Here is a 23,548-nt window from a genome sequence, read left to right on the forward strand (position 1 = left end):
ATTAAGTTCATCTTCTAATATAAATTTTACAGTATAAAGGTGGAGCCTAGAGTATGGTTGATTTTGAATGGTATAGAAGCTTTTGCACAATATATAAGTATCAATCGATTTCTGAAGCCGCAAAAACCCGCATGATGACGCAGCCAGCCATGAGTCAGCACTTAGCCGCCTTGGAGGCGGAGGTGGGAGAAACTTTATTTATTCGGTCGACTAGAAAAATCACCCCAACAGAGCGGGGAAAGGAGTTATATTCCCAGCTCGCTCCACTTATAGAATCATTAGAGAATACGACAATAAGCTTTAAATCGGCTTCTTTGCCTACGCTGAGTGTAATCAAGCTGGGAGCGGCGCATGAGTTTTTTAGTGAAAAAATATTGCCACTGCTTCCTGAATTTAATACTTGCACCATTTCGCATTTTGGAACCGCCGAGCAATTGCTAGAGCTCCTGAAGGAAGACAAGCTAGACATCCTCATTATGTCAAAAAGGTTCCAAACTCCCGGTGTCGAGTATCTGAAACTAATGGATGAAGAGTTTGTTATAGTAGCTCCAAGCGATTATGAAATCCTTGAATTTGATACTCTGAAGCTTGAAGAGCAATGGCTCTCTGAACAGAAATGGATCAGCTATGGCTTGGAATTGCCGATAATAAGAAGAATTTGGAGAGAACATTTTAAGAAACGTCCTGAAATTAGACCTATTCATATCATTCCTAATTTACACATGATCCTGAAGGCAGTTGAGCTCGGGGTGGGCTTGAGTGTCATACCTACATACCTCTTGCGAAACTCGTTAAAAGAAGGCAAATCAAAAGTTGTTTCTAAGCATTTAAAAGTAAAAAACGAGTTATATATCGCTTATCAGTTAAAGAATAAGCATTTGCCTCTGATTCATGAGATCATATCTGTCCTAAGGGAAAAGAAGATGGATTAGCTAGTATTATTTATAAAATTATTTATTAATAAGTGGCTATTTCATAATTTGTTTTATTTATGTTTTGGAGCTTACAATAAAGAAGCAGCAAAATTAATAAATAATTGAGACTGGCACTACACTTTGTCGAATGGACAAGCATCAACAGCATAGATGAGGAGGAAATATTATTATGAAAGTGTTTATCACAGGAGCTTCAGGCTATATCGGCGGGTCGGTGGCTAAAGGTTTACTTGATGCCGGGCATACTGTCTTCGGTCTGGTTCGCAATCCCGATAAGGTGGAAGCATTAAGGGATATTGGTATAGAGCCTATACTCGGCACGTTGGAAGATACGGATACGCTAACGAAATATGCTAAGCTCAGCGACGCAGTAATTCACACAGCCGATTCTGATCATTTGCTGGCAGTTGAAACTTTTATAGCTGCTCTACGTGGAAGTGGAAAGCCATTTTTGCATACATCGGGTTCAAGTGTGGTTGGAGATGATGCCCGTGGCGAAACGGCGAGCGAACAAATTTTTGACGAGGAAACACCATTTGTACCTATGGATATTAGGGAAAACCGCGTAGCGATAAACAACCTCGTACGCAAGGCTGGAATTGAGGATTGGGTGAGAAGCATCGTGATAGTCCCATCTATGATTTATGGTGATGCACTAGCGTTGCCTGTGGAAAGCGATCAATTGCCGCAGATTATTCGCAAGTCGAGAGAGCTGCAGGCAGGCGTTCACGTAGGTAAAGGCGTAAATCGCTGGTCTAATGTCCACATCAAAGATTTGGTACAACTGTATGTATTGGCACTTGAAAAAGCACCGTCTGCATCGTATTTCTTTGCCGAAAATGGGGAGGAATCTTATGGGGACATCGCCAAATCTGTCAGCGAGGCGTTAGGCTTTGGGGGCAAGACCATAAGCTGGCCCGCAGACGAAGCGATAGCAGAACTTGGAGACTGGGCGCGTTTTGCTATCGCCTCGAACAGCCGTGTGCGTGCCACCCATGCAAGAAATCTACTTGCTTGGGCTCCGAAGGAAGAGTCGCTGCTTAGCTGGATAAAAAATAATTTGCAATAATAAACCACTGAAAAATGATTTCTCCATGTTTAAATTTGACGATCACCACGAATAACATATACGCAAAAGAAGCCGCCTACAAGGTGGCTTCTTCTGCGAAAAACGTCATAAGCTAGCCTATCTTAAAAAGAACAATAGCTAAATTTTAACACTGACTTCTCCATTTGAAAGATATTCCTCGTCACCATTTTCATATCTGACTTTCAGATGGCAATCGTTATCGATATCAATGGCTGTTGCCTTAAGCTGTTCATTATTCTTTATCACTGTTACGGGTTTGCCAAGTGAAATTAACCGTTTTCTATATTCGGAAAGAAACAATCTGTCCGTTAATTGCTCATAATATCCCATGAAATTGTTCAGTACTTCTGCTACCAGTCGGTTGCGGAGATCACCATAAGAATTGTTTTCAGAAATTACAGTTGTTGCAATCTCGGTAAGGTCGTTAGGAAAGCCGTCGAACGGCAGCGCTACATTGATACCAATACCAAGAACGGCATAATCAAGCCAGCTGTTTTCCAGTGACACGGATGCTTCAGTAAGAATCCCGCACACCTTTTTACCTTCCATGAAGACATCATTCACCCATTTAATCTGCGTTTCTTTACCGGATACGCTCTCGATGGAAAGGGCGACTGCAACAGCGGCGCAAGTGGTCAGCAGAGCGGAATCTGTTGCTGACAGCTTGGGACGCAGCAGGATACTCATATAGATACCCGTTCCCGGTGGAGAAAAGAATTTTCGGCCCATTCTCCCGCGTCCAGCGGTCTGTTCTTCGGAAAGGATCACCTTACCCTCAGCTTCTCCATTTGAGGCAAGACTTTTTACTGCTTCATTCGTTGAAGATAGTGTCTTAAAGACTTCTAAACGTAACTTTTGCCCCTGGGTATCCAGATATTTTGAAATTGCACTTGCAGATAGGATATCTGTTTGAGGTGACATGGAATATCCTTTATTAGTTACAGCTTGTATGGAATATCCGTCTGTCTGTAACGATTTTATGGCTTTCCAGACAGCGCTGCGCGTCACGGATAACTGAACGGCTATTTCCTCGCCGGAAAAGTATTCACCCTTATTACTGTCGAGCAAGGCAAGAATATGTTCTTTTACTGTCATGAACTTAAACCTCCAAAAGTATAACTCTCCGACCAAAACCCATTGAATATAATAACATCCAACGATTGCGACTGAATACTCTAATTCTATATAACAATTGGAAAAACTCAAGCTTGGTATTTCATTCTATTGTGAACTATAAATTAATTTTTGGTTTACAATCATGAATATCTCCATTATAATTCAGCTTACTGGACGTATTTACTAACCAGAATACAATTATTTATATCCAATGGAGGTCAATTTTTTGAAGACAAAAGAACTAATTTATGCTGCATTATTCGCAGCACTTATCGCGGTGCTGGGCATGATTCCACCCATCCCCCTCGGCTTCATCCCCGTTCCGATCACTGCCCAGACGCTTGGCGTCATGTTAGCTGGATGTTTTCTGGGGAAACGGATGGGCGCCCTCAGTCTAGTCATTTTCATCATTCTGGTAGCCATTGGACTGCCTGTACTGACTGGAGGCCGTGGCGGAATCGCAGTGCTCATTGGTCCTTCTGCAGGATACATATTTAGCTTCCCTATCGCGGCCGGCCTTATCGGCTGGTATTCTGAAAAAATCTGGCCGAAGGTCCGAACTTGGAAGCTGATAGCGATCAACATAATCTTTGGTGTATTACTAGTGAGCCTGATTGGTGCACCAGTCATGGCATTAATAACCAATACGTCGATCTGGGCTGGACTTGTCGGAGCGTTAGCCTTTCTTCCGGGGGACATCATCAAAGCCGTTATAGCAGCCGTCATAACGATGCAGCTGAAAGCAATTAGCCCTATTGAAGAAAAAACACAAATATAATGTGATGTGCAACTCGGGTAAATGAAACCCGAGTTTTTTATTGAAAAATAATATGGTTATAGATGTGAATTTGTTTATACTATAAAAATTAAAATGAAATTGAAATAGGGTGGATAACAATGGATAAGGGATTTAATTTAGCTAGCCAACTATTAACGCTGCTTGATACAGAACAAAGATGGTTTACCTTAGCCGAAGTGGAAAAAAGTTTAGGGATCTCAGATAAGACAATACGGAAGATGGTGGAGGAAATCAGTAAGCAACTACCCTCTACTGTAACCATTGAAGTTTCTAGAGGTAAGGGAATCGTTCTTCTACGTGATGGGCAAAGTACGATAAGTGAAGTGATTTCTTCTATGTTCAGACAAACCATTTTTTATCGGCTGATGCATTTATTGTTTACGAATGCTGGTCGAATGTCTGTGGAGGAGCTTTCTGAAGCCATGTTTATGAGTACCTCGTCTTTGAAGAAGCTGATTGTGGAATTAAATAATAATGATCTAAAAGCGTATAAGTTACGCATTAGTTACTCTACACCTGTGATCAAAGGGAATGAAATGAATATTCGGTATTTTTATTGGAATTTATATTGTGATGCGTATGAGTTTACAGGATGGCCCTTTGCGAATGTCGATTTTGCTTATATAAATCAGTTGATCACAAATATAGAGATTGAGAATAACATTGTATATTTTATCAATTCCAAAAGGAAATTGTCCTTTTTGTTGGCAATTGTAATAGAAAGAGCTGGGAAAGGAAATTGTGTAACCATCGACGAAAATGCATACCCCTGGGAAAAGGGGATGTTTTATATACCAGTGAGAGCCATAGCAGAGCGTCTTGAAGAAAAGCTGTCTATCGAATTTCCAAAGAGTGAAATATTCTTTATGCAATCCATGGTTAGTCTCAGCCAATATCATTATTATGAAGGGTCAGAGATCACTCCGATTAAAGAAGTCGAATTACACAAAAATAAAGAAGAATATCAAATGGGGAATCTGCTTCTAATGTTGTTGGCAAAGGTATACCCGAACTTGGATATGCATGAACGATTTATCTTGGAGATTTACGGGTTCTTTGACAAGTTATTAATCGAAAATGCCATTCCGGAATGGATGATGATTTCGAAAAGTCATTTAACAACATATGTAGAGCAGGAGTGCCAGCAGATTTATCAAGAAATGCAAACCTGTATGCAAACGTGGAATAAAACTTACCCTTCCGTTCTCTTCAATAATTTTCATTTAACAAAACTAACCTTAATTGTCCGTTCGAGTTTACGTTATAAGAGTAAGAGGGCTTTCTTAGTGATCGGAGAGGAATTTTCAATTCGTCATTACATAGCAGATTTGATAAAGAAGGAAATAGGGGATCAGTTGATCCTTAATACCTCCATTATGAAAGGGCTAACCGACGAGATCATGCAGCAAAATAATATTGATCTTGTCATTAGTAATATCCCGGTTGCACTAAAGACCGTGCCTGTTGTTATTATTTCTACGATCCCTTCTAAAAGAGATTTGGACAATATCCGTAAAGAATTGCTTTTATAATTTGACCAATTATTTTCCGTTACCTACGTAAGTTTTTGGTCTAGTTTGTAATGTTAAAAAACCTTATGCTCAATCTAGTTTCGAAACTGATTTTACTTGAGGGCAAGTGGAAAGCGATTTCGGTAAACCTCAGTTTACTATTAAAAGTTGGAGGAAGAACTATGAGTAGGCATTTAGGTGCAAATAAGGGAGAAATATCAGAGCGCGTTTTGCTCCCAGGAGATCCTTTACGTGCAAAATTTGTAGCAGAACACTTTTTAGAGGGGGCTAATTGTTATAACGAAGTAAGAGGGATGTATGGATACACTGGATTATACAAGGGTGTACCGGTGTCGGTTCAGGGGACAGGGATGGGAAATCCATCGATGAGTATCTATGCTACAGAATTGATCGTCGATTATGAAGTTAAGAAATTGATTCGCATTGGTACATGTGGTGCGATGCAAAGTGAAATTAATATCCGCGATATTATAATAGCCCAAGCGGTGTCTTCAGACAGTAATATGACGGAGAAGATCTTTCATGGTTGTAATTTTGCACCTACAGCAGATTTCTCATTGTTAATGAAAGCGTATCAACAAGCACAAGCTAAAAATGCAAATGTTTTTGTTGGTAACATTTATAATTCTGATGAATTCTATCGTGAAAATTTAGATCGACTTCACAAGTTTATGGATTTTGGTGTATTAGCAGTAGAAATGGAAAGTACAGCCCTATACACTTTAGCCGCTAAATATGGTGTAAAAGCGTTATCGATTTTAACAGTCGGCAGTCAATTGCTAAGACAGGAACACCTGACTCATAAAGAAAGTGAACAATCTTTTTATGAAATGGTCGAAATAGCCCTTAACACAGTCATTGATGGCTGATTTATGGATAAGAGCAGTGTTGTTAGAAAAGAGAGTGAGAAAGAAATGAAGGTAATACTGTCAGGATTGCAGTGGATGATTTTTATGATCGCTGGTGCAATTGCTGCACCCATTGCTATCGCAGATTTATATAACTTAACACCCATAGAGACTTCCGGGCTTATCCAGAGCACAATGATTACTTTAGGGATAGCTGGATTTTTACAAGGCCTGATGGGTCATAAATTCCCTATCCATGAAGGTCCGGCAGGATTATGGTGGAGTATTTTTACGATTTACGCAAGTTTAGTGGGGGGACTTTATTCTTCTAACAATGGTGCTTTACAAGCTTTAAGTGGGGCAATGATCATTAGCGGTGTGTTATTTATCCTAATTTCAGCATTTAAGCTAATGGATAAAATCGCTCGTCTATTTACTCCCACCATCACTTTTATTTATTTACTTTTATTGATCTTTCAATTAAGTGGATCTTTTATGAAAGGGATGATGGGGATTACCATAGCCCACACCACGTTAGATGTTAAAGTATTCATCCTTAGTATGATTGTGGTTTGCATTACCTTTTGGTTAGGAAAAAGTCGCTTTGTAGTACTCAGCCAGTTTTCAATAATTTTCAGTATATTGATAGGCTGCCTATTATTTATTATCTGCGGTAATATACCAGTGTTTTCTCATGCGGATACTATATTTAAGCTACCGAAAATATTCCCATTTGGCAGACCTCAATTCGATGCTGGGACAATCACTACTGCATTTTTATTAACGCTGTTATTAATAACCAATGCAGTTGCGTCGATCCGTTTGATGGAGACCGTTATGAAACAAAAGCAAGTGGATCATCATCGTTATTTGCGCGCCGGGTTTACTTCTGGAATTACGCATCTTATTAGTGGCGGTTTAGGAGCGGTCGGTTCTGTCCCTATCTCGGGAGCGGCAGGATATGTTGAACAAACAGGGATGAAGGAGCGCAGATCATTTTTAATTGGATGTTGCTTTGTGATCTCAATATCCTTATTTCCGCCAATGATGAATGTTATTTCAGCGATTCCAGCTCCCATAGGCTATTCCGTTACCTTCGTCATTTTTGTGAAGATGGTCGGACTAGCGCTAAAGGAATTGAAGAAGGTCATTCATGAAGAACGAACATTTATCGTTAGTGGAATTTCCCTTTTAGTGGGTGTGGGATTAATGTTTATCCCTTCATCAGCTACGGCCCATTTATCTCCGATCGTGATAGCCATTTTAAATAATGGATTAATATGCGGAAGTCTGTTGGCGATTATTTTGGAACAAGGGTTAATGTGGAAAGATGCATTTCGATATGAGGATTCCAAGAAAATTAACCGATAATTTGGAGGGCTAAAAATGCATTATCTAATTTCTATTGCTGGTTTGGTCATTGTTCTATTACTGGCATGGCTAGGAAGTAACAATAAGAAAAAGATTAAATATCGACCAATCATTGTAATGATTGCTATTCAGATCGGTTTGGGATTAATTATACTAAAAACAAGTATAGGTGAATTCTTAATTAAAGGGTTTGCCGATAGTTTTGCAAAATTGCTTGGATACGCCAATGAAGGGACTGACTTTGTTTTTGGTGGGATTGCAAATGAAGGGGCCCATACATTTTTCCTTTATGTTTTGATGCCAATTGTTTTTATGTCGGCATTAATTGGGATATTGCAGCATTACAAAATTCTCCCGTTCATTATCAAGTATATTGGTTTGGTACTAAGTAAAATAAATGGCATGGGCAAATTGGAGTCTTATAATGCAGTTGCAGCCGCAATTGTAGGACAAAATGAAGTGTTTATTTCGGTGAAAAACCAGCTTGGATTATTACCAAAACATCGCTTGTATACATTATGTGCGTCTGCAATGTCGACGGTATCCATGTCAATTGTTGGTTCATATATGACGATGCTAGAACCTCGTTATGTAGTAGCTGCATTGATATTAAACCTATTTGGTGGATTCATCATTTCATCCATCATTAATCCGTATGAAGTTACACCTGAAGAAGATATTGTTGAAGTTCAGGTAGAAGAAAAACAAACGTTTTTTGAAATGCTAGGCGAATATATTATGGATGGCTTTAAAGTAGCCATAGTAGTTGGTGTAATGTTGGTTGGTTTCGTTGGGATCATTGCATTAATTAACGGGGTCTTCAGCGGAGTATTCGGTATCTCGTTTCAAGGAATTTTAGGGTATGTCTTTGCACCCATTGCCTTTCTTATCGGTGTCCCATGGCATGAAGCTGTTGATGCAGGCAGTATCATGGCGACAAAGCTTGTTGCGAATGAATTCGTTGCTATGCTTGACTTTGTTAAGATCCAAGATGGTTTAAGTGGGCGTACTACAGCCATTGTCTCGGTTTTTCTAATCTCATTTGCTAACTTTGGGTCCATTGGTACCATTGTGGGTGCAGTGAAAGGCTTAAATGAAAAACAAGGGAATATTGTGGCTCGATTTGGATTGAAACTGTTATTTGGCGCCACACTTGTAAGCGTTTTATCCGCTCTGATCATCGGTATCATTTTTTAGTTAAACTTAGCGGATTTTCGTCATCGTTATGAATTCTGCACAAGACATCTTTGTATATAAAAAGCCGCTTACTTAGCGGCTTTTTTTGTTGTGATTATAGAACAATTATTAAGATAGGAAATAGGAAAAAGAATAATTGATTATCAAATGGGTTAATTAAAGAAGAACCGCCAGTTTTTACTCTTTTTCCGAGTCAGATAGCAAAAGTATTGACAACCTGTATATACAGGTTTAAACTGTGTGAAGTGTTTGAACTTGTATATACAGGTTTAATATTTGACATAAAGTAATTCTTTTGGAGGTGTTCAACTTGAGTCAGTCCCAGTATTCGGAGTGGTGGCGCCGGTCCACGGTGTATCAGGTGTACCCGAAGAGCTTTAAGGACACTACAGGCAACGGAACAGGAGATATTAAAGGACTTATTGAAAAATTAGATTATTTGCAGAAGCTTGGAATTGATATTGTCTGGTTACAGCCGGTCTATGTCTCGCCACAACATGATAACGGTTACGATGTTGCGGATTATGAAAATATCAACCCGGATTTTGGTACGATGGAGGATTTCGACGAGTTAGTACAGGAACTGCACAGACGTGAAATGAAGCTAATGATCGATATCGTGGTTAACCATACTTCAACAGAACATGAGTGGTTCAAACAGTCCATTTCAAGCAGGAACAATCCCTATCGTGATTACTACATCTGGAAGGACCCCGCTCCGGACGGTGGCTTACCCAACAATTGGCAGTCGAAGTTCGGAGGTCCTGCCTGGCAGTTTGATGAAGCTTCGGGACAATATTATCTTACTCTCTTCGATAAAACCCAGGCGGATCTGAATTGGGAGAACGAGAAGGTACGTAGAGCAGTGAATGATATGATGCTATTCTGGGCTAAAAAGGGTGTCGACGGCTTCCGCATGGATGTAATTAATTTAATCTCCAAGGATCAACGCTTCCCTAACGATGACGGGAGTGTTCCACCGGGGGATGGACGCAAGTTCTATACTGACGGTCCACGGGTTCATGAATACATCAAAGCGATGTACGAAGAGGTATTTGGTCCGTATGAGATGGTGACAGTCGGAGAGATGTCCTCAACTACATTGGAGCATTGCATCCGATACTCGAGTCCTAAAGAGCGGGAATTTTCCATGACTTTCAATTTTCATCATTTAAAAGTCGATTATCCGAATGGACAGAAGTGGGAGCTAATGCCCTATGATTTTGAGGCGATGAAAAGCTTGTTCACAGAGTGGCAGACCGGAATGCAGAAAGGTCAGGGCTGGAACGCCTTATTTTTTAACAATCACGATCAACCGCGTGCCCTCTCCAGATTCACTGATGATAAGGTCTACCGTGTAGAGAGTGCCAAGCTGCTTGCAACAACTCTGCATGGCCTTCAGGGAACACCTTATGTGTATCAGGGGGAAGAAATCGGGATGCCAAATCCGGTATGGAAGAGCATCGATGAGTTCCGTGACATTGAGTCACTGAATATGTACCGTATTTTGTGTGAACAGGGGAAAAGCCCTGAGACTGCCCTGAGTATTCTTCAGGAACGTTCACGGGACAATTCCCGTACGCCGATGCAGTGGGATGACAGCCGAAATGCCGGATTCACCACAGGTACTCCATGGCTGAAAGTTGATGAGCGGTATTCGGACATCAATGTGCAGAAGGAGCTAGCCAATCCCGATTCCATCTTCCATCATTACCGCAAGCTGATTGCGCTACGCAAGGATTATGGGATATTCATTGAAGGTGTATTCAAGAGACTCGATGATGGTCATCCTGAAGTGTTCGCTTACGCCAGAACAGGTGATGGAGAGGCGCTTGTAGTGGTCTCGAACTTCAGCAGTAAAGAGATTACCTTCCGCTTTGAAGATAGTCACTGGGCAGAGTTATCATCAAGTGGTAAAGACGAGCTTCTGATTGGAAATACAACAGAAACACCTGCATTAACACAAGAGCTTCAGCTTAGTCCTTATGCTTCCTACATGTGGTTAATCCGCTAACGAGGTGTACTTGAGAAGGAGCACAAATCAATTATGTAAGGAGTGAAAATATGGCTATAGACCGCAAAAATGTTGAGGATATTGTACGGGCAGTTGGGGGCAAGGAGAATATAGAGGTTGCGACACATTGTGTAACCCGGCTGAGATTCTCGCTGTATGATGAGAGCAAGGTGGATTCGGAAGCCTTGGACCGCAACGAACTAGTAAAGGGACAATTTTCTAGCCAAGGGCAGTTTCAGATCGTTATCGGACCGGGAACTGTAGATAAAGTATACGATGAAATGATTCAGATCACTGGCGGTTCTCGTTCTTCCAAAGATGAAGTGAAATCCGCTGCTGCCCGAAAACAGAATCCGCTGCAGCGTGCGATCAAGACGCTGGCTGATATATTTATTCCTATTCTTCCAGCTATCGTAACCGCAGGTTTGCTGCTTGGGATCAATAATATTTTGACCGGGCCTGGTATCTTCTTTGATAATCAGTCGCTGGTGGATGTCTATCCCGCATGGAAAGACATTGCTGCGATTATTAATACGATTGCCAGCACAGCTTTTACCTTTTTACCAGCACTTATCGGTTGGGCAGCTGTTACACGTTTCGGCGGCAGTCCTCTGCTCGGGATCGTTTTGGGTCTCATTCTCGTGCACCCAGATCTATTAAGTGCCTATAACTATGCAAGTGCTTCCACTGAGGGTACTGTTCCAACCTGGAATTTGTTCGGCTGGCATTTGGAGAAGATCGGTTATCAGGGACAAGTATTGCCAGTGCTGGTTTCGGCCTATATTCTGGCAAGGCTGGAGAAGTTCCTCAACCGCCGGGTGCATGATTCCATTAAACTGCTGGTTGTTGCGCCAGTGACTTTACTGATTACCGGTTTTCTGGCCTTCACCATTATCGGTCCGGTTACGTTTGGCATTGCCAATGCCATCACCTCCGGCCTGATCTTTGTATTTGATCATTTTGCGCTTCTTGGTGGCTTGATTTACGGCGGATTCTATGCGCTTCTGGTCATCACCGGTATGCATCATACCTTCTTGGCGGTTGATGTGCAGCTCATCGGCAGCGAGGGCGGCACTTTCCTCTGGCCGATGTTAGCGTTATCCAATATTGCACAAGGTGCCGCGGCACTTGCAATGATGTTCGTAGTCAGAGAACAGAAGGCAAAAGGCTTGGCGGCTACATCTTCCGTCTCTGCATTCCTCGGTGTGACGGAGCCGGCGATCTTCGGAGTGAATATCCGCTATCGTTATCCTTTCATCTTCGGGATGATCGGCTCAGGGATTGCCGGTATGCTTCTTACCGTTAATCAGGTTCGCGCTTCTTCCATTGGCGTAGGCGGGATTCCCGGCTTCCTTTCGATATTCCCGAACCAGTGGGGCGTGTTCTTCATTGGCATGCTTATTGTTCTCATTGTGCCATTTGTCGCCACTGTACTCTACGGCCGTTCTGTGGTGGGGCGTTCCGAAAAGAACTCAGCTACAAAGGCTACTAGTACTGTGAGCGAGACAGACAATTTGAACAGCCGCCCTACAGTTCAAGAGTCACAGGACTCCGTGAATATTCTGGAGCTTATCTCTCCGCTCAGTGGAACTGCAGTATCTCTAGAACAGGTGCCTGATCCTGCCTTTGCCGAGAAGCAGATGGGCGAAGGCATTGCAATCGAACCTTCTGAGGGTAAAGTATATGCACCCTTTGATGCTACAGTAGCTCATGTGATCAAGAGCAAACATGCGCTTATATTGGAGCATGCCAGTGGTGTACAAGTACTCATCCACGTTGGAATTAATACGGTGTCGCTTAAAGGCAGTGGTTTTACCACCCATAAGAATATTGGCGACAAGGTGCAGGCAGGCGAGCTTCTGCTAGAATTTGATATGGAAGCTATCCGCGCAGCAGGTTACCCGTTAATTACTCCAATCATCATTCCTGCAGGTCAGGATATGGTGGAGAAGATTGAGGAGAAGACTGGACCAGCTGCAGCTAGACAATCTAGCATCTTGACTATTCATCTCAAGGGTTGATACAGGCTATATTGGCAAAGACTTTATATTACAGAAAGACAGCCCCCAGGGGCTGTTTTCTGTAAATATAAGAATTCATATATTCCACGCTATAAATTTCCCTCCAATTGAATCGATGCTTCCAAAGGCATGACGTGATACAATAAAGGGCGGTGATCAAAATTGAGAGAAAATAAATATTTGCAAATTTATAATGAGTACAGCAACCAAATTCTTTCTGGACAACTGCTACCGGGAACCAAGCTGCCCTCTGAAAGTGAACTTGCTGAAGCTTACAGCACTTCACGAGAGACCGTTCGCAAAGCGCTGAACCTGCTGTTCCGTGAAGGATACATTCACAAAATTAAGGGCAGAGGCTCCTTTGTGCTTGATATGACGAGAATGGATTTCCCCGTTACCGGTCTGATTTCATTTAAAGAGATGGCCGATACACTGGGTACTGCCTCACGGACACTGGTAGAGCGGACGATAAATGAGCCTGCAGGCTCCACGCTCGCCAGACATCTACAGATTCCGCCTGAAACCCTGGTTTGGAAAGTTATTCGTGCCAGAGAGATTGAAGGTGATCGGATCATTTTGGATAAGGATTATTTCCGAGCGGATATTGTTCCATTCCTAAGCAAGGAAATCGCGGAAGGCTCACTCTATGAATATCTGGAGCAGGAGTTGGGGCTTAAAATCAGTTATGCGAAGAAGCTGATATCCGTTGAACCTTCTACAGAGGAGGATCATAGACTGCTTGATTTGAAGAGTTACACGCATATTGTAGTAGTACGAAACTATGTTTATTTGGAGAACACGGTGCTTTTCCAATATACCGAGTCCAGGCATCGACTGGATAAATTTCAGTTCGTGGATTTTGCTCGAAGGGTGAAACGTTAAGCTAAGCTTAAAGAGGGGTGTCCCAGTTTGGGATACGCCTTTTTTTCCAAAAAGGCAGTATATTACCGATACAAGAAGGCTTGAGAAGTTCATTCCTACGTTCGCAAATAACGATATATTAAGAAAAAGGCTGCCCTCAGAGGCAGCTTTTTTATATGGCGTTCTAAACAACAAGCTACCCCTGGCGATTCCTCATTACTCATTAAGCATCTCTCATATTTTGATATGTAATTATAGTTAATCGCTTCTGTGAAAAATAAGAGGAAGAGAGATTTATTCCAGTCTTCCTCTTAATGAGGTAGAAGGATAGAGACAACAAAACGCCTAAATCGTAATGACGTGGATAAGGAAAGTTGATTTCAATTTTCTTATGGTTGAAGGCAAAACCATGAATCGTCTTCTGGGTGCCAATAAACAGCCTTGTAATGAACATTTTCCTAGTTCAGTTTTGAAATTCTTCTGGTACTGAGGAGAATACGAAAATCCACTCTTGACATTATAGGGTAGGGGGGTATAGTATTGCTACGTTGGTATTAAAAATTTTAATTATTGGTTACCAAAGGAGGAGAAAGAAAGTTATGAATAATCAAGCACAGACTTTACCGCAAGCCGATCCCAAACGCTGGATGGCGTTGGCCTTACTATGTCTTGCCAATTTCATGGTGATCATGGACACATCCATTATCGGCGTTGCACTGCCAGCCATCAAAGAAGCGCTCGGCTATACGCAGGCAAGTTTACAGTGGGTGTTTAATGCGTATGTCATATTCTTTGGCGGATTATTGTTACTTGGTGGTCGATTGTCCGATCTATTTGGTCAGCGCCGCATATTCATGTGGGGATTTTCCATTCTAACGTTAGCTTCCTTGCTGGCAGGACTCGCTTGGAACGAGGAAGCGCTTAATGTTGGTCGCGCCCTACAAGGATTTGGTTCCGCGTTAATAGCCCCATCCGCGTTAACGATTGTTATGATGCTCTTCGGTGGCAACCCCAAAGAACTAGGGAAAGCATTAGGCTTCTGGGGCGCATCAGCTGCTGCTGGCGGTTCAGCCGGCGTGTTTCTTGGCGGGGTCATTACCGAGTGGCTCAGCTGGCAATGGACCTTCCTCATCAATGTACCCGTTGGCATTATTGCATTACTCCTGTCGCCAGGACTTTTAGCCAAGGGAATGCGAAGAAAAGGCAGCATTGACGTCATTGGCTCCATCTTCGTCACAGCGGCTTTGGTTTTGGTGGTATATGGCATTGTTACTGCAGAACACAATGGATGGGGAGCGCCATCCACGTTGTGGACGCTTATTTCAGGAATCGTGTTATTTATCCTGTTCCTGATCGTTCAGGCAACTAAAAAAGAACCGCTTGTTCCACTGAAGATTTTTAAAACACCCAATCTGGCTGCAGGCAATATCGCGCTCATTATGCTGGCAGGGAGTTGGATTCCGCTGTGGTATTTCCTCAATCTCTATATGCAGCAGGTGCTAAAGTTTTCTGCTTTCGCCGGCGGAGTCGGCTTACTGCCGATGACGGTCCTAATTACTATCTTCATGATTTTGATTACCGGTAAATTAATCGGAAAATTCGGAATAAAAACAAACTTGGTCATTGGATTGATTGCACTCGGGGGTTCGATGCTTCTGTTCGCTAGCAATACGCCGGTTGATGGAAACTTTATCGCCAACGTGCTTCCAGCTTCCTTGCTTGGTGCACTTGGCATGTCACTTGCCTATATTCCGGCTACGATGTCCGCCATGTCGGGTGCTAAACCCGAAGAAGCAGGGCTTGCATCGGGTCTCGCCAATACGAGCTACCAGATTGGGTCAGCTATCAGTTTGGCCATCATGGTTGCGATTGCGGGTTCAACAACTGCTTCCCAAACCGGTATTGACCCGGTCTCCGTGCTAAACGAAGGCTTTCAACAAGCTTTTATGTGGTCCGGTATAGTCGCTCTTGCAGGTGCTGTGCTAGCGTTTCTATTTATCCGTTCACCTAAGCAGGGTGAAGCAAGTGACAAGGTAGCTATGTAACCAATGAATCGAGCTCCAGTGCCTAATCAACGGAGTTGACAGGACTCCATCGAATTAACAACTTATATTTTATGTATATAGGGGTGTGGAGTATTTTAAAAGAAAGGGGGATTCCGATGAGCAAAGAATCGATACTCTTTGAACAAGTGATACAGCAAGATCCGGGCTTTTGCTCACCTGGAGAGGATAAGCGCAAGAGCCATCATTCCGATCAAGCCAATAGCGATCTGCTCAACCGATTGAATCGAATCGAAGGACAGGTCCGTGGCATTAAAGACATGATTGAGAAAGATATTTACTGTGACGATATGTTGAATCAGATCTCTTCGGTGCAAGCAACATTGAATGATGTCGGGAAGCTAGTACTTGAATATCATATGAAAAGTTGTGTCATCGAACGGATTCAAGTAGGGGATACGGAAGTATTAACGGAATTCATGAAGACGATCAATAAACTGATGAAATAAAGGTCGGACCGCTTTCAGTAATGATACGGCTTTTATGCCATCATTATTATAGGGTAAGGGGAGGCTTTGCGGCTGCAGCGTGTCAAGATGCGCTCTGCATCTTCGAATTTAGATTGAAACGGAGTTGCTATAACCATGAAGAAGAAGATACTCCTCATCGCTGCTGCGGTGGTCGCTTTTAGCGTATTGGCTGCATGCGGCAAAGCGGAGGACAAGAAGCCAGCAAACGGAAATAACCATGCCGGGCATGCAGCAAGCAGCGGGCAAGAGAACGCCGAGAAGCATACAGGAAATGAGAAAGAGGAGGCGGGAGACATGGATCACAGAGGCAGCCACGGCAATCATAGCGCAGCTGCGAAGCCTGTATTGGAGGATCTTAACGTATCGTTTACCTTCCCCACAGGCGCCGCAAAAGCAAACGAAGAAACGGAATTGACTATTCAAATTACGGATAAGGACGGGAAAACGATCAATAAGTATGATATCAATCACGAGAAATTGCTTCATCTCATCATCGTCAATCACGATTTGTCATTCTTTAACCACATTCATCCCGAGTTTAAGGGAGACGGCACATTTACAGTGAACACTTCGTTCCCTGCTGGAGGTGAGTACAAGGTGTTTGCGGACTTTATTCCTACTGGCGGTGCCAATTCCACGCTTAGCAAGTGGGTGAAGGTGGAAGGCAAGGAAAGTAAACATGCCGCGATTACGCCCGAAGGGAAACTGGTGAAAGAAGTGGGTGGCAAGGAAATTGAACTGGCCTTAAGTGGTACGAAACCAAACGAAGAAGTGACATTGACCTTCAACATTCGCGATGCGAAGACGAAGAAGGGGATTGATAACCTGCAGCCTTATTTAGGAGCGGTCGGCCATGTTGTGATTCTATCGAAAGATGCGAATCAATATCTTCATGTTCATCCAATCGATGAGAAAGCTATGGGACCGGATGCGAAATTCGCGACTTCTTTTCCGCAAAGCGGGACGTATAAATTATGGGGACAATTTCAGCATAACGGGGAAGTGTTCACCATACCATTCGTCGTTGATGTGAGGTAAGACGAATGAACATGGGATAAAAGACGATGCTGGCGGTATCATCTGCTATTCAAGTCGGGGGAAGTCGCTTTACGCCGAATCTGCTTACCAAGATAGGTATGATTTGTTCCTGTCGTATCCACGCGATCGATTTATACAAGGAGCAGGAGAAAGGGAAAGAAAAGTTTAGCATGTTGTGGACCGAATTAAATCGAGCGGTGAAAACAAATTAACGCGTAAAGGAGCGGACATTTATGCTGAAAATCGATTCGAAAACACCGATCAAAATTTACACGATTCCAACTTGCAGCGATTGCCGATTTGCCAAGCGCTATTTAAATGAGCATCAAATTCCCTACATCGAATTCAACTGCGAAGAAGATGTGAATTATGCGAAGGAAGTGCTGGAGCTGACAGGTAAGCAGATCGTACCGACCATTGTCATTCAAGACAAGGTGTTCGTTGGTTTCTCTGAAAACTTGAACGAGATAAGCAATCTTCTGCAAACTTGACTGCTAAAATGATGGAAGTATGGTAGACAAAGGAGATTAGCGATGAGTGCCCTTCCTATATAAGGAAGGGCTTTTTTGAATAGAGCAATTATAAAAATGTCATCGACCTACAATGTCTAGAGTTATTTATGTGGTAAAATTAGGATAAGTGAATCTTGGGAGGCGAGTAAATTGAGTCTCGATCTTGTGATGATCCTTTTTCTACTGTTCTTAAATATTCCAGTATATAAAGTATTGTTTCGCGTGTTCTTTGTGGATAATGATGATTATAACGAAACGATTAGACATACTTTTACACCTAACATCGTTTCATTATTCCGAGGAGAGTATTGGAAGGATAGAATGAATACGGCAAGACTTCAGTTTTTTATTATTCTTTGCGTTGGGATCATTGTTTTAGAATACCTTGTTTTGAATAAAGTATTTGAAATTCTTGCATAAGCTCTGCTCTATTATGGAAAACTTCTGTAGTGCGAATAAACTGCATGATTCCATTTTGGGAGGATAACATTATGACAAATCAGGATCCGCAGGAGCTTCTTAAGAGTAAACACAAGCTAGATGAGCAAAAAAGGCAGTTCACAAATTTTGCCCGAAGTGCTTCCGGTCATGGTGAAGTAGAAGCAGGCCAGGAATTCAGTAATGATCGAGTGCCTGACGATCAAAACCGCATGAAATCTGTTGAGAACAGACAAGATTGACCATGAAAAAATTATAAAATAAGCCGATCTTTTCTGGATCGGCTTATTTTATATAATTAATACGTTGTAAGGTGTTGTTTCAATAGGTATCGGATGCTAGAGTTTTCTTGCTTTAATTTCAGAAGTTACAGGAAGCATTTTTGCTTTTTTTGAAAAATCGCTTTATCGTCCCGCGACTACATAAGTTATCATCAGATTGCTCAATCATTTGCTCAATGACAAATCCCACTTTAGTGAGTACATTCACATAGGTTGATAATTTACTATCGGATCCGATTATGTTAGCGTACTTTCGTCAAGAGATACTGAATACCAAGATTCATCGAAATAACAATTTTTAAAAACTAGAATTTCATTTTCTGTATAGACACATTTGTGTATAGGGTGAGACCATCTTTTTTTAAGGTAAGAAGCACTCCGGCTAAAGGTCGGTTGTCCAGCTTATAGCATAAATCGAATAAACAAAGTCAAAATAATCCTCTGGTAGTTTTCTTCCATGGGAGAACAGATCAATTTTGCTGAAATTAAATACTAGCTATAGTATAGTCCAATCCCAACTACAGTTCTTACATACGTTAAAGAGAGACTGGTAGTTTTTTAAATCTTTAATTATGGGAATTAAGGGAGGATTCGTTAGAATGGCAATTTTATCATCAGGACCTATTGATAATAGTGCTGTGAGCGGTGTCAGGCCTACTGAGCAGGTGACGATCAAGATCGATAACCGGGATGCGCTGAATCAGTCCGCTATTCTGATCCAAGGGTACAATTTAACCCTCACAAGGACTTTGTATGTAAGCGAGCTTATTACGGCTTCTCCAGACGAGGTGATCACAAGAAATTACTTTGCCAATCTGGATGCCTTTGAGTTTGTCTTTACAACGGAAGGTCTCGCTGAATTGCAAACGGAAATCTCCGTGTGGGGCAAAAACTCAGCCGGGGAGCTGGTTACCGCCCACCGTCTTGTCTCATCCGAGCTGCTAGGAGCTGAAAATAGGGGAGCCACAGGCTCCGTTAACCGCATTTATGTTTCCAATTTCAATAGCAATGATGTTTCTGTGATCAACGGAGTAACAGGTGCGGTGATAGTAGTCATCCCTGTAGGCGTGAATCCTGCGGGAGTAGCCATAAACCCGTTAACCAATCGTATTTATGTTGCTAATTTGAACAGCGACAACGTATCCGTTATCGACGGAGAGACCAATACGGTGCTGGCCACCGTTCCTGCCGGGGATGGAGCAGGTGCAGTCGCGGTCAATACCTCTACCAATGCTATCTATGTTGCCAATTTTAATGATAATACTGTTACTGTCATTGACGGATTAACCAACACTGTCGTGACTACCATTATTCCCGCCGGCGGTTCTCCTTTTCCAACGGGGATCGGCGTGAATTCCTTAACCAATACTATTTATGTAGCTGATTTCAACTCGGATATTGTTACCGTCATTGACGGGGCTACGAATATGGTTATTACACAGATTCCCGTTCAGGTTAACCCGTTCCGGGTCGGTGTTGATCCCTTAACGAACCGGATTTATGTCTCGAACTTCACCAGTAACACCGTTTCAGTCATTGATGGAGCCACCAATACAGTGATAACTAACTTGCCTGTAGGAACGACTCCGGCTGAATTGGGAGTGAACATATCAACCAATGCCATCTATGTGCCAAACCGGGATGACGACAATGTGTCGGTGATTGGCGGATTAACGAATACGGTGATTACTACCATTCCGGTCGGGAATAACCCAAATGGTGCAGGAGTTAATCCATTGACCAACCGCATCTATATCACCAATCAGGATGATAACACGGTATCGGTCATTGATGGGGTTACCCAGGCTGTGATTAGTGTTATTCCTGTAGGTGCACGTCCGTTCTCAATCGGTGTCAATCCGTAGGAGGCAAGGACAAAGAATTTAGTACACTCTAAATTCTGTTCTTCATCTTACCGCAGGGGGTGAATTATACGATGGAAATAACATCGGCAGAAGAAATCATGATTCTGTTGTCGAGCATGGACAAAGAGCATTCTGTAGCACGTATCTACGTTCCGGGCATAGGTGAATTCACGATTGTACTGCAGAAGAAAGAAGGCAACAGCGGGGCAGCAGCAGAAGAACGCATACCGGTAGCAGGGTTAACAAGGAACCCTTATCTTTAGAGATTGCCAGTAAATCAGCTTTCTTGCGGTAAGGAAGAAGCTGATTTTGGGGTTTGTATCTGAGGGTCGTGATTGCTGATTATACACCTTATTCCTGGGGCATTGGGGTAGTGTATTCGATAATCTGAAAAAATGAGATACTTCCCATGAATCTCATAGGCGGCTGGTTCTTTCATCCGTCGTACCGCTGGTTTTAAGATCGAGGGACAAGAACATAGTCCCTTTAAAAGTCGCTAAAACAGCAGCTTATTTTGCCTAACCGTATATACACAGTTTCTTCCTCCCGCTAAAATGTACTCCCCCCGTTCAATATGAACATTATTTCCTAGAACAGTTTTAAATAGATGTAACTCATTCTTGCATAACCCGGTACATACAGCAGCAGCTTCACAGATCGGGCAATGTTTCTCAATGAATAAAAGACTGCCGTCATCCTGCTCCTTAACCTCGGCCATATAACCTTCATTTGTTCGAATCTCGGCCAGTTTCTCCAGCTTCACTCTAACGTCTGCTGTATCACCAAGATGCCGAAGATATTGTTCTTGCATATTCTTATTTCGAACAGCCAACAGCTTGTCCAGCCCCTCATTTCCGAAAGCTTCTTTCATGGAATTGATCAAACTGATGGATAAATCCGAATATCCGCTTGGAAAAAATCGATCGGCCGCAGGTGTTAAGATCCATAGCTTGGTGGGTCGCCCCATGGGACGGGACTCTTCTTTATTAGTAACCAGCCCTTCTTCTTTCAGATCATTCAAATGTTGACGAATAGCCATTCCAGATAGCGAAAACTGGGAGGAGAGTGCCATAACATCCATTCCCCCTTGCTGCTTTAATAGATCAATGATCGCTCTTCGGGTCTTGGTTGAGACATCCTTTTTGGTATGATTTCGGCTCAAGGTGCACCTCCTTTTGAAGCTACTAAATCTACATCACAGACTACATTTTAAACAAAAATGTTGACAAAGTCAAAGCTGAACTGTAGCTTAGACATTATAAACAAAAATGTTTACTAAGTGTCCGGATACGATGTATACATACCAATTTTCTTGGAAGTCACATTTCATGCCGTCTAATCATCAAAGCATTTTCAGCCCACGTTATTTTGTACTATCCATAGGACGTATATCAAGATAGGAAAGGGTATCCAATCTTTAGGTTTGAAAAACAAATAACCGAAGGAGGAGTTTACAATGATCATCGAGGTCAGTGATAAGGCATCAGAAAAAATCGCCGAAATCTTATTAAGTGCGAATATCCGAAATCCATTCCTTAGAGTGGGTGTTGATGAAGGGGGATGCAGTGGATTATCCTACACCCTAGTCGTAGATGAACAGCAGGCAGAAGAGGACATTGTATTAAATAAAAAGGATTTTAGTATATTGGTTCACCCGAATAGTATCCCATATATTGACGGTCTTGAAATTGACTATGAAGAGAGTGGAATGGTAGGCGGATTCACTATGAATAACCCTAATGCAAAAGCTTCATGTGGATGCGGAGCCAGTTTCAGAATGGCCAATTATCGTGGCGAAATAAAAAAATGTGATTAAACAGCAGAAAGGAGAGAAGAGGAATGATATCATTTGCAGTATCCGAAAAAGCATTGGATTCATTTAAGAATGAATGGGATTTGGAAGAGGGCCAATATGTAAGAATTTATGCAAAATATTCCGGTGGAGGCTCAGATGCCTTCACTGTTGGAATTAATGCAAGTGCTACACCGATCGATCCCGCATGGGTTCAATCTATTAGCGGATTTCATTTCTTTGTTGAAAACACTGATGTTTGGATTTTACAGGATGAACTTCTTCAAATTGATTGTAATGAAGACGGCATATTTTCAACCAAAATCTCCTGAGCATCTTCTTGAGTGCAATGTACAGTAGAATATCTACTACACTTCTAGCAATTTCGCACGCTTTTGTCTATACTATTTTAAATAAATATCAGAATGGGATCTGATTTTAACAGAAGCAGGTGCAGAACATTGATAAATTTGGACAAATTAGCAAAGGCATTTACTAATGGTGTCTATGATATAGAAGATAGAAGCAGATTAGTCATCCAGCCCAAAAGTTTATTAAGTGAATTTACCACCGTTAAGCATGGATTTCTGTTTATCATTCGCGGGGGAGCCAGAATACGTGTGAATGGAACGGTATATGAATTACGGCCAGGGTCAGTTTTTCATGCGGCTCCAGGCATGCAGATGGATTCGCAGGTTATAGGACAATCAGAGCTTGAGTACTACTCCCTTTTTTATAAATTGGATATGCCAGAAGAAATGAATTGTACTACCGAATTTGACTCTCATTTCAAGCTGGAGCCAGGAGCCAATCTAAAAATTATTGAATTACTAATCATGCTTCATCAGAATACCCATCCATCCGGAGAAATTGGAAAGCTGCGTATCAAAGAGCTGTTCTTAAGCCTAATGCATCAGGTTCTGATTGCTTGCAGTTACAGAGAGAACGACAGTTCACCGAATCAAAAGATGGTTGATGAAGCCCTTGCATACATTAAACTCCATTATATGAATTCACTTACACTCGGTGAGTTAGCGGAACGGCATGCAATGAGTACGAACCGCTTCTCTTACTTCTTTCACAAATACACGGGGCTGCGTCCAATCGACTATGTCGTTAATTATCGTATGGAACGAGCCTGTGACTTACTCAAAGCAGGCAATTTTCCTATCCACGAGATTGCGGACCGTGTCGGTTATGACAATCCGCTGTATTTCAGCCGATTATTTAAAAAGAAATTCGGTGTTTCTCCCTCTGCCTATAGATAATTAGATAATATACATATCGAGTTTCTTATACTTGAAT

General features: G+C 42.1%; 23 protein-coding genes and 1 pseudogene. 21 read left to right on the plus strand and 3 right to left on the minus strand.

Annotated elements, in window-relative coordinates; all coding sequences use genetic code 11:
• Positions 1 to 53 precede the first annotated feature (53 nt).
• The gene (locus MKX60_RS20720; RefSeq protein ID WP_076283746.1) at positions 54 to 932 is read left to right on the plus strand and encodes a LysR family transcriptional regulator; all 879 of its coding nucleotides are present in this window, start codon (positions 54 to 56) and stop codon (positions 930 to 932) included.
• Positions 933 to 1,104: 172 nt separating this feature from the next.
• Complete coding sequence (locus tag MKX60_RS20725; RefSeq protein ID WP_076283745.1) at positions 1,105 to 2,004, plus strand: NAD-dependent epimerase/dehydratase family protein; 900 nt, start codon at positions 1,105 to 1,107, stop codon at positions 2,002 to 2,004.
• A gap of 138 nt (positions 2,005 to 2,142) precedes the next feature.
• On the opposite strand, the gene MKX60_RS20730 is transcribed toward MKX60_RS20725, so the two are convergent.
• Positions 2,143 to 3,120, minus strand: a complete 978-nt coding sequence (locus MKX60_RS20730; RefSeq protein WP_076299795.1) for a biotin--[acetyl-CoA-carboxylase] ligase — start codon at positions 3,118 to 3,120, stop codon at positions 2,143 to 2,145.
• Between the two features lie 247 nt (positions 3,121 to 3,367).
• Here MKX60_RS20730 and MKX60_RS20735 point away from each other — a divergent pair, with 247 nt between their 5' ends.
• From MKX60_RS20735 to MKX60_RS20800, 14 genes are all read left to right on the plus strand, one after another.
• Positions 3,368 to 3,919, plus strand: coding sequence for a biotin transporter BioY (locus MKX60_RS20735; RefSeq protein ID WP_076283743.1), 552 nt, complete (start codon positions 3,368 to 3,370; stop codon positions 3,917 to 3,919).
• A gap of 119 nt (positions 3,920 to 4,038) precedes the next feature.
• A complete protein-coding gene (locus tag MKX60_RS20740) occupies positions 4,039 to 5,472 on the plus strand; it encodes a helix-turn-helix domain-containing protein (protein ID WP_341060848.1) in 1,434 nt (477 codons plus the stop codon).
• A 161-nt stretch (positions 5,473 to 5,633) separates the two neighbouring features.
• Positions 5,634 to 6,341 (plus strand): purine-nucleoside phosphorylase, encoded by a 708-nt coding sequence (gene deoD, locus MKX60_RS20745; protein WP_076283741.1) that lies wholly within the window; start codon positions 5,634 to 5,636, stop codon positions 6,339 to 6,341.
• 3 nt (positions 6,342 to 6,344) lie between these two features.
• Positions 6,345 to 7,691, plus strand: a complete 1,347-nt coding sequence (locus MKX60_RS20750) for a purine/pyrimidine permease (RefSeq protein WP_256721589.1) — start codon at positions 6,345 to 6,347, stop codon at positions 7,689 to 7,691.
• 15 nt (positions 7,692 to 7,706) lie between these two features.
• Positions 7,707 to 8,888 (plus strand): NupC/NupG family nucleoside CNT transporter, encoded by a 1,182-nt coding sequence (locus tag MKX60_RS20755; RefSeq protein WP_042188403.1) that lies wholly within the window; start codon positions 7,707 to 7,709, stop codon positions 8,886 to 8,888.
• Positions 8,889 to 9,198: 310 nt separating this feature from the next.
• Positions 9,199 to 10,902: an alpha,alpha-phosphotrehalase gene (gene treC / locus MKX60_RS20760; protein WP_341060849.1), complete on the plus strand. Its 1,704-nt coding sequence runs from the start codon at positions 9,199 to 9,201 to the stop codon at positions 10,900 to 10,902.
• Between the two features lie 50 nt (positions 10,903 to 10,952).
• Positions 10,953 to 12,923 carry a PTS system trehalose-specific EIIBC component gene (gene treP / locus MKX60_RS20765; RefSeq protein ID WP_076283739.1) on the plus strand — a complete coding sequence of 657 codons (1,971 nt, stop codon included), beginning with the start codon at positions 10,953 to 10,955 and terminating at the stop codon, positions 12,921 to 12,923.
• A gap of 162 nt (positions 12,924 to 13,085) precedes the next feature.
• Positions 13,086 to 13,805, plus strand: a complete 720-nt coding sequence (gene treR / locus MKX60_RS20770) for a trehalose operon repressor (protein ID WP_076283738.1) — start codon at positions 13,086 to 13,088, stop codon at positions 13,803 to 13,805.
• 578 nt (positions 13,806 to 14,383) lie between these two features.
• Entirely contained in the window at positions 14,384 to 15,829 is a 1,446-nt protein-coding gene (locus MKX60_RS20775) for an MFS transporter (protein ID WP_076283737.1), read from the plus strand.
• Between the two features lie 116 nt (positions 15,830 to 15,945).
• Positions 15,946 to 16,296 carry a metal-sensitive transcriptional regulator gene (locus MKX60_RS20780; protein WP_076283736.1) on the plus strand — a complete coding sequence of 117 codons (351 nt, stop codon included), beginning with the start codon at positions 15,946 to 15,948 and terminating at the stop codon, positions 16,294 to 16,296.
• 135 nt (positions 16,297 to 16,431) lie between these two features.
• Complete coding sequence (locus tag MKX60_RS20785; protein WP_341060850.1) at positions 16,432 to 17,355, plus strand: hypothetical protein; 924 nt, start codon at positions 16,432 to 16,434, stop codon at positions 17,353 to 17,355.
• Positions 17,356 to 17,588: 233 nt separating this feature from the next.
• The gene (locus MKX60_RS20790) at positions 17,589 to 17,846 is read left to right on the plus strand and encodes a glutaredoxin family protein (RefSeq protein ID WP_076283733.1); all 258 of its coding nucleotides are present in this window, start codon (positions 17,589 to 17,591) and stop codon (positions 17,844 to 17,846) included.
• Positions 17,847 to 18,017: 171 nt separating this feature from the next.
• Positions 18,018 to 18,287, plus strand: a complete 270-nt coding sequence (locus MKX60_RS20795) for a hypothetical protein (RefSeq protein WP_341060851.1) — start codon at positions 18,018 to 18,020, stop codon at positions 18,285 to 18,287.
• Positions 18,288 to 18,358: 71 nt separating this feature from the next.
• Positions 18,359 to 18,547: a hypothetical protein gene (locus MKX60_RS20800; protein WP_042188410.1), complete on the plus strand. Its 189-nt coding sequence runs from the start codon at positions 18,359 to 18,361 to the stop codon at positions 18,545 to 18,547.
• Between the two features lie 96 nt (positions 18,548 to 18,643).
• On the opposite strand, the pseudogene MKX60_RS20805 reads toward MKX60_RS20800, so the two are convergent.
• A pseudogene (locus MKX60_RS20805) lies at positions 18,644 to 19,072 on the minus strand (class I SAM-dependent methyltransferase); the annotation flags it as partial.
• Positions 19,073 to 19,185: 113 nt separating this feature from the next.
• Here MKX60_RS20805 and MKX60_RS20810 point away from each other — a divergent pair.
• Positions 19,186 to 20,451, plus strand: a complete 1,266-nt coding sequence (locus MKX60_RS20810) for a YncE family protein (RefSeq protein ID WP_076299802.1) — start codon at positions 19,186 to 19,188, stop codon at positions 20,449 to 20,451.
• Positions 20,452 to 20,522: 71 nt separating this feature from the next.
• The gene (locus MKX60_RS20815; protein WP_076299803.1) at positions 20,523 to 20,714 is read left to right on the plus strand and encodes a hypothetical protein; all 192 of its coding nucleotides are present in this window, start codon (positions 20,523 to 20,525) and stop codon (positions 20,712 to 20,714) included.
• A 233-nt stretch (positions 20,715 to 20,947) separates the two neighbouring features.
• Here MKX60_RS20815 and MKX60_RS20820 read toward each other — a convergent pair whose 3' ends face one another.
• Positions 20,948 to 21,613 (minus strand): helix-turn-helix transcriptional regulator, encoded by a 666-nt coding sequence (locus MKX60_RS20820; RefSeq protein WP_341060852.1) that lies wholly within the window; start codon positions 21,611 to 21,613, stop codon positions 20,948 to 20,950.
• A gap of 294 nt (positions 21,614 to 21,907) precedes the next feature.
• Here MKX60_RS20820 and MKX60_RS20825 point away from each other — a divergent pair, with 294 nt between their 5' ends.
• The 3 genes from MKX60_RS20825 (at position 21,908) to MKX60_RS20835 (ending at position 23,511) form a co-directional block, all read left to right on the plus strand.
• On the plus strand, positions 21,908 to 22,267 hold the full coding sequence (locus tag MKX60_RS20825; protein WP_370510539.1) for a HesB/IscA family protein: 360 nt from the start codon (positions 21,908 to 21,910) through the stop codon (positions 22,265 to 22,267).
• 23 nt (positions 22,268 to 22,290) lie between these two features.
• On the plus strand, positions 22,291 to 22,575 hold the full coding sequence (locus MKX60_RS20830; RefSeq protein ID WP_076299804.1) for a HesB/YadR/YfhF family protein: 285 nt from the start codon (positions 22,291 to 22,293) through the stop codon (positions 22,573 to 22,575).
• Positions 22,576 to 22,704: 129 nt separating this feature from the next.
• The gene (locus MKX60_RS20835) at positions 22,705 to 23,511 is read left to right on the plus strand and encodes a helix-turn-helix domain-containing protein (protein WP_076299805.1); all 807 of its coding nucleotides are present in this window, start codon (positions 22,705 to 22,707) and stop codon (positions 23,509 to 23,511) included.
• The last annotated feature ends 37 nt before the right edge of the window (positions 23,512 to 23,548 follow it).

The sequence above is a fragment of the Paenibacillus sp. FSL R5-0914 genome, from assembly GCF_038004525.1.
Lineage (GTDB): Bacteria > Bacillota > Bacilli > Paenibacillales > Paenibacillaceae > Paenibacillus_AQ.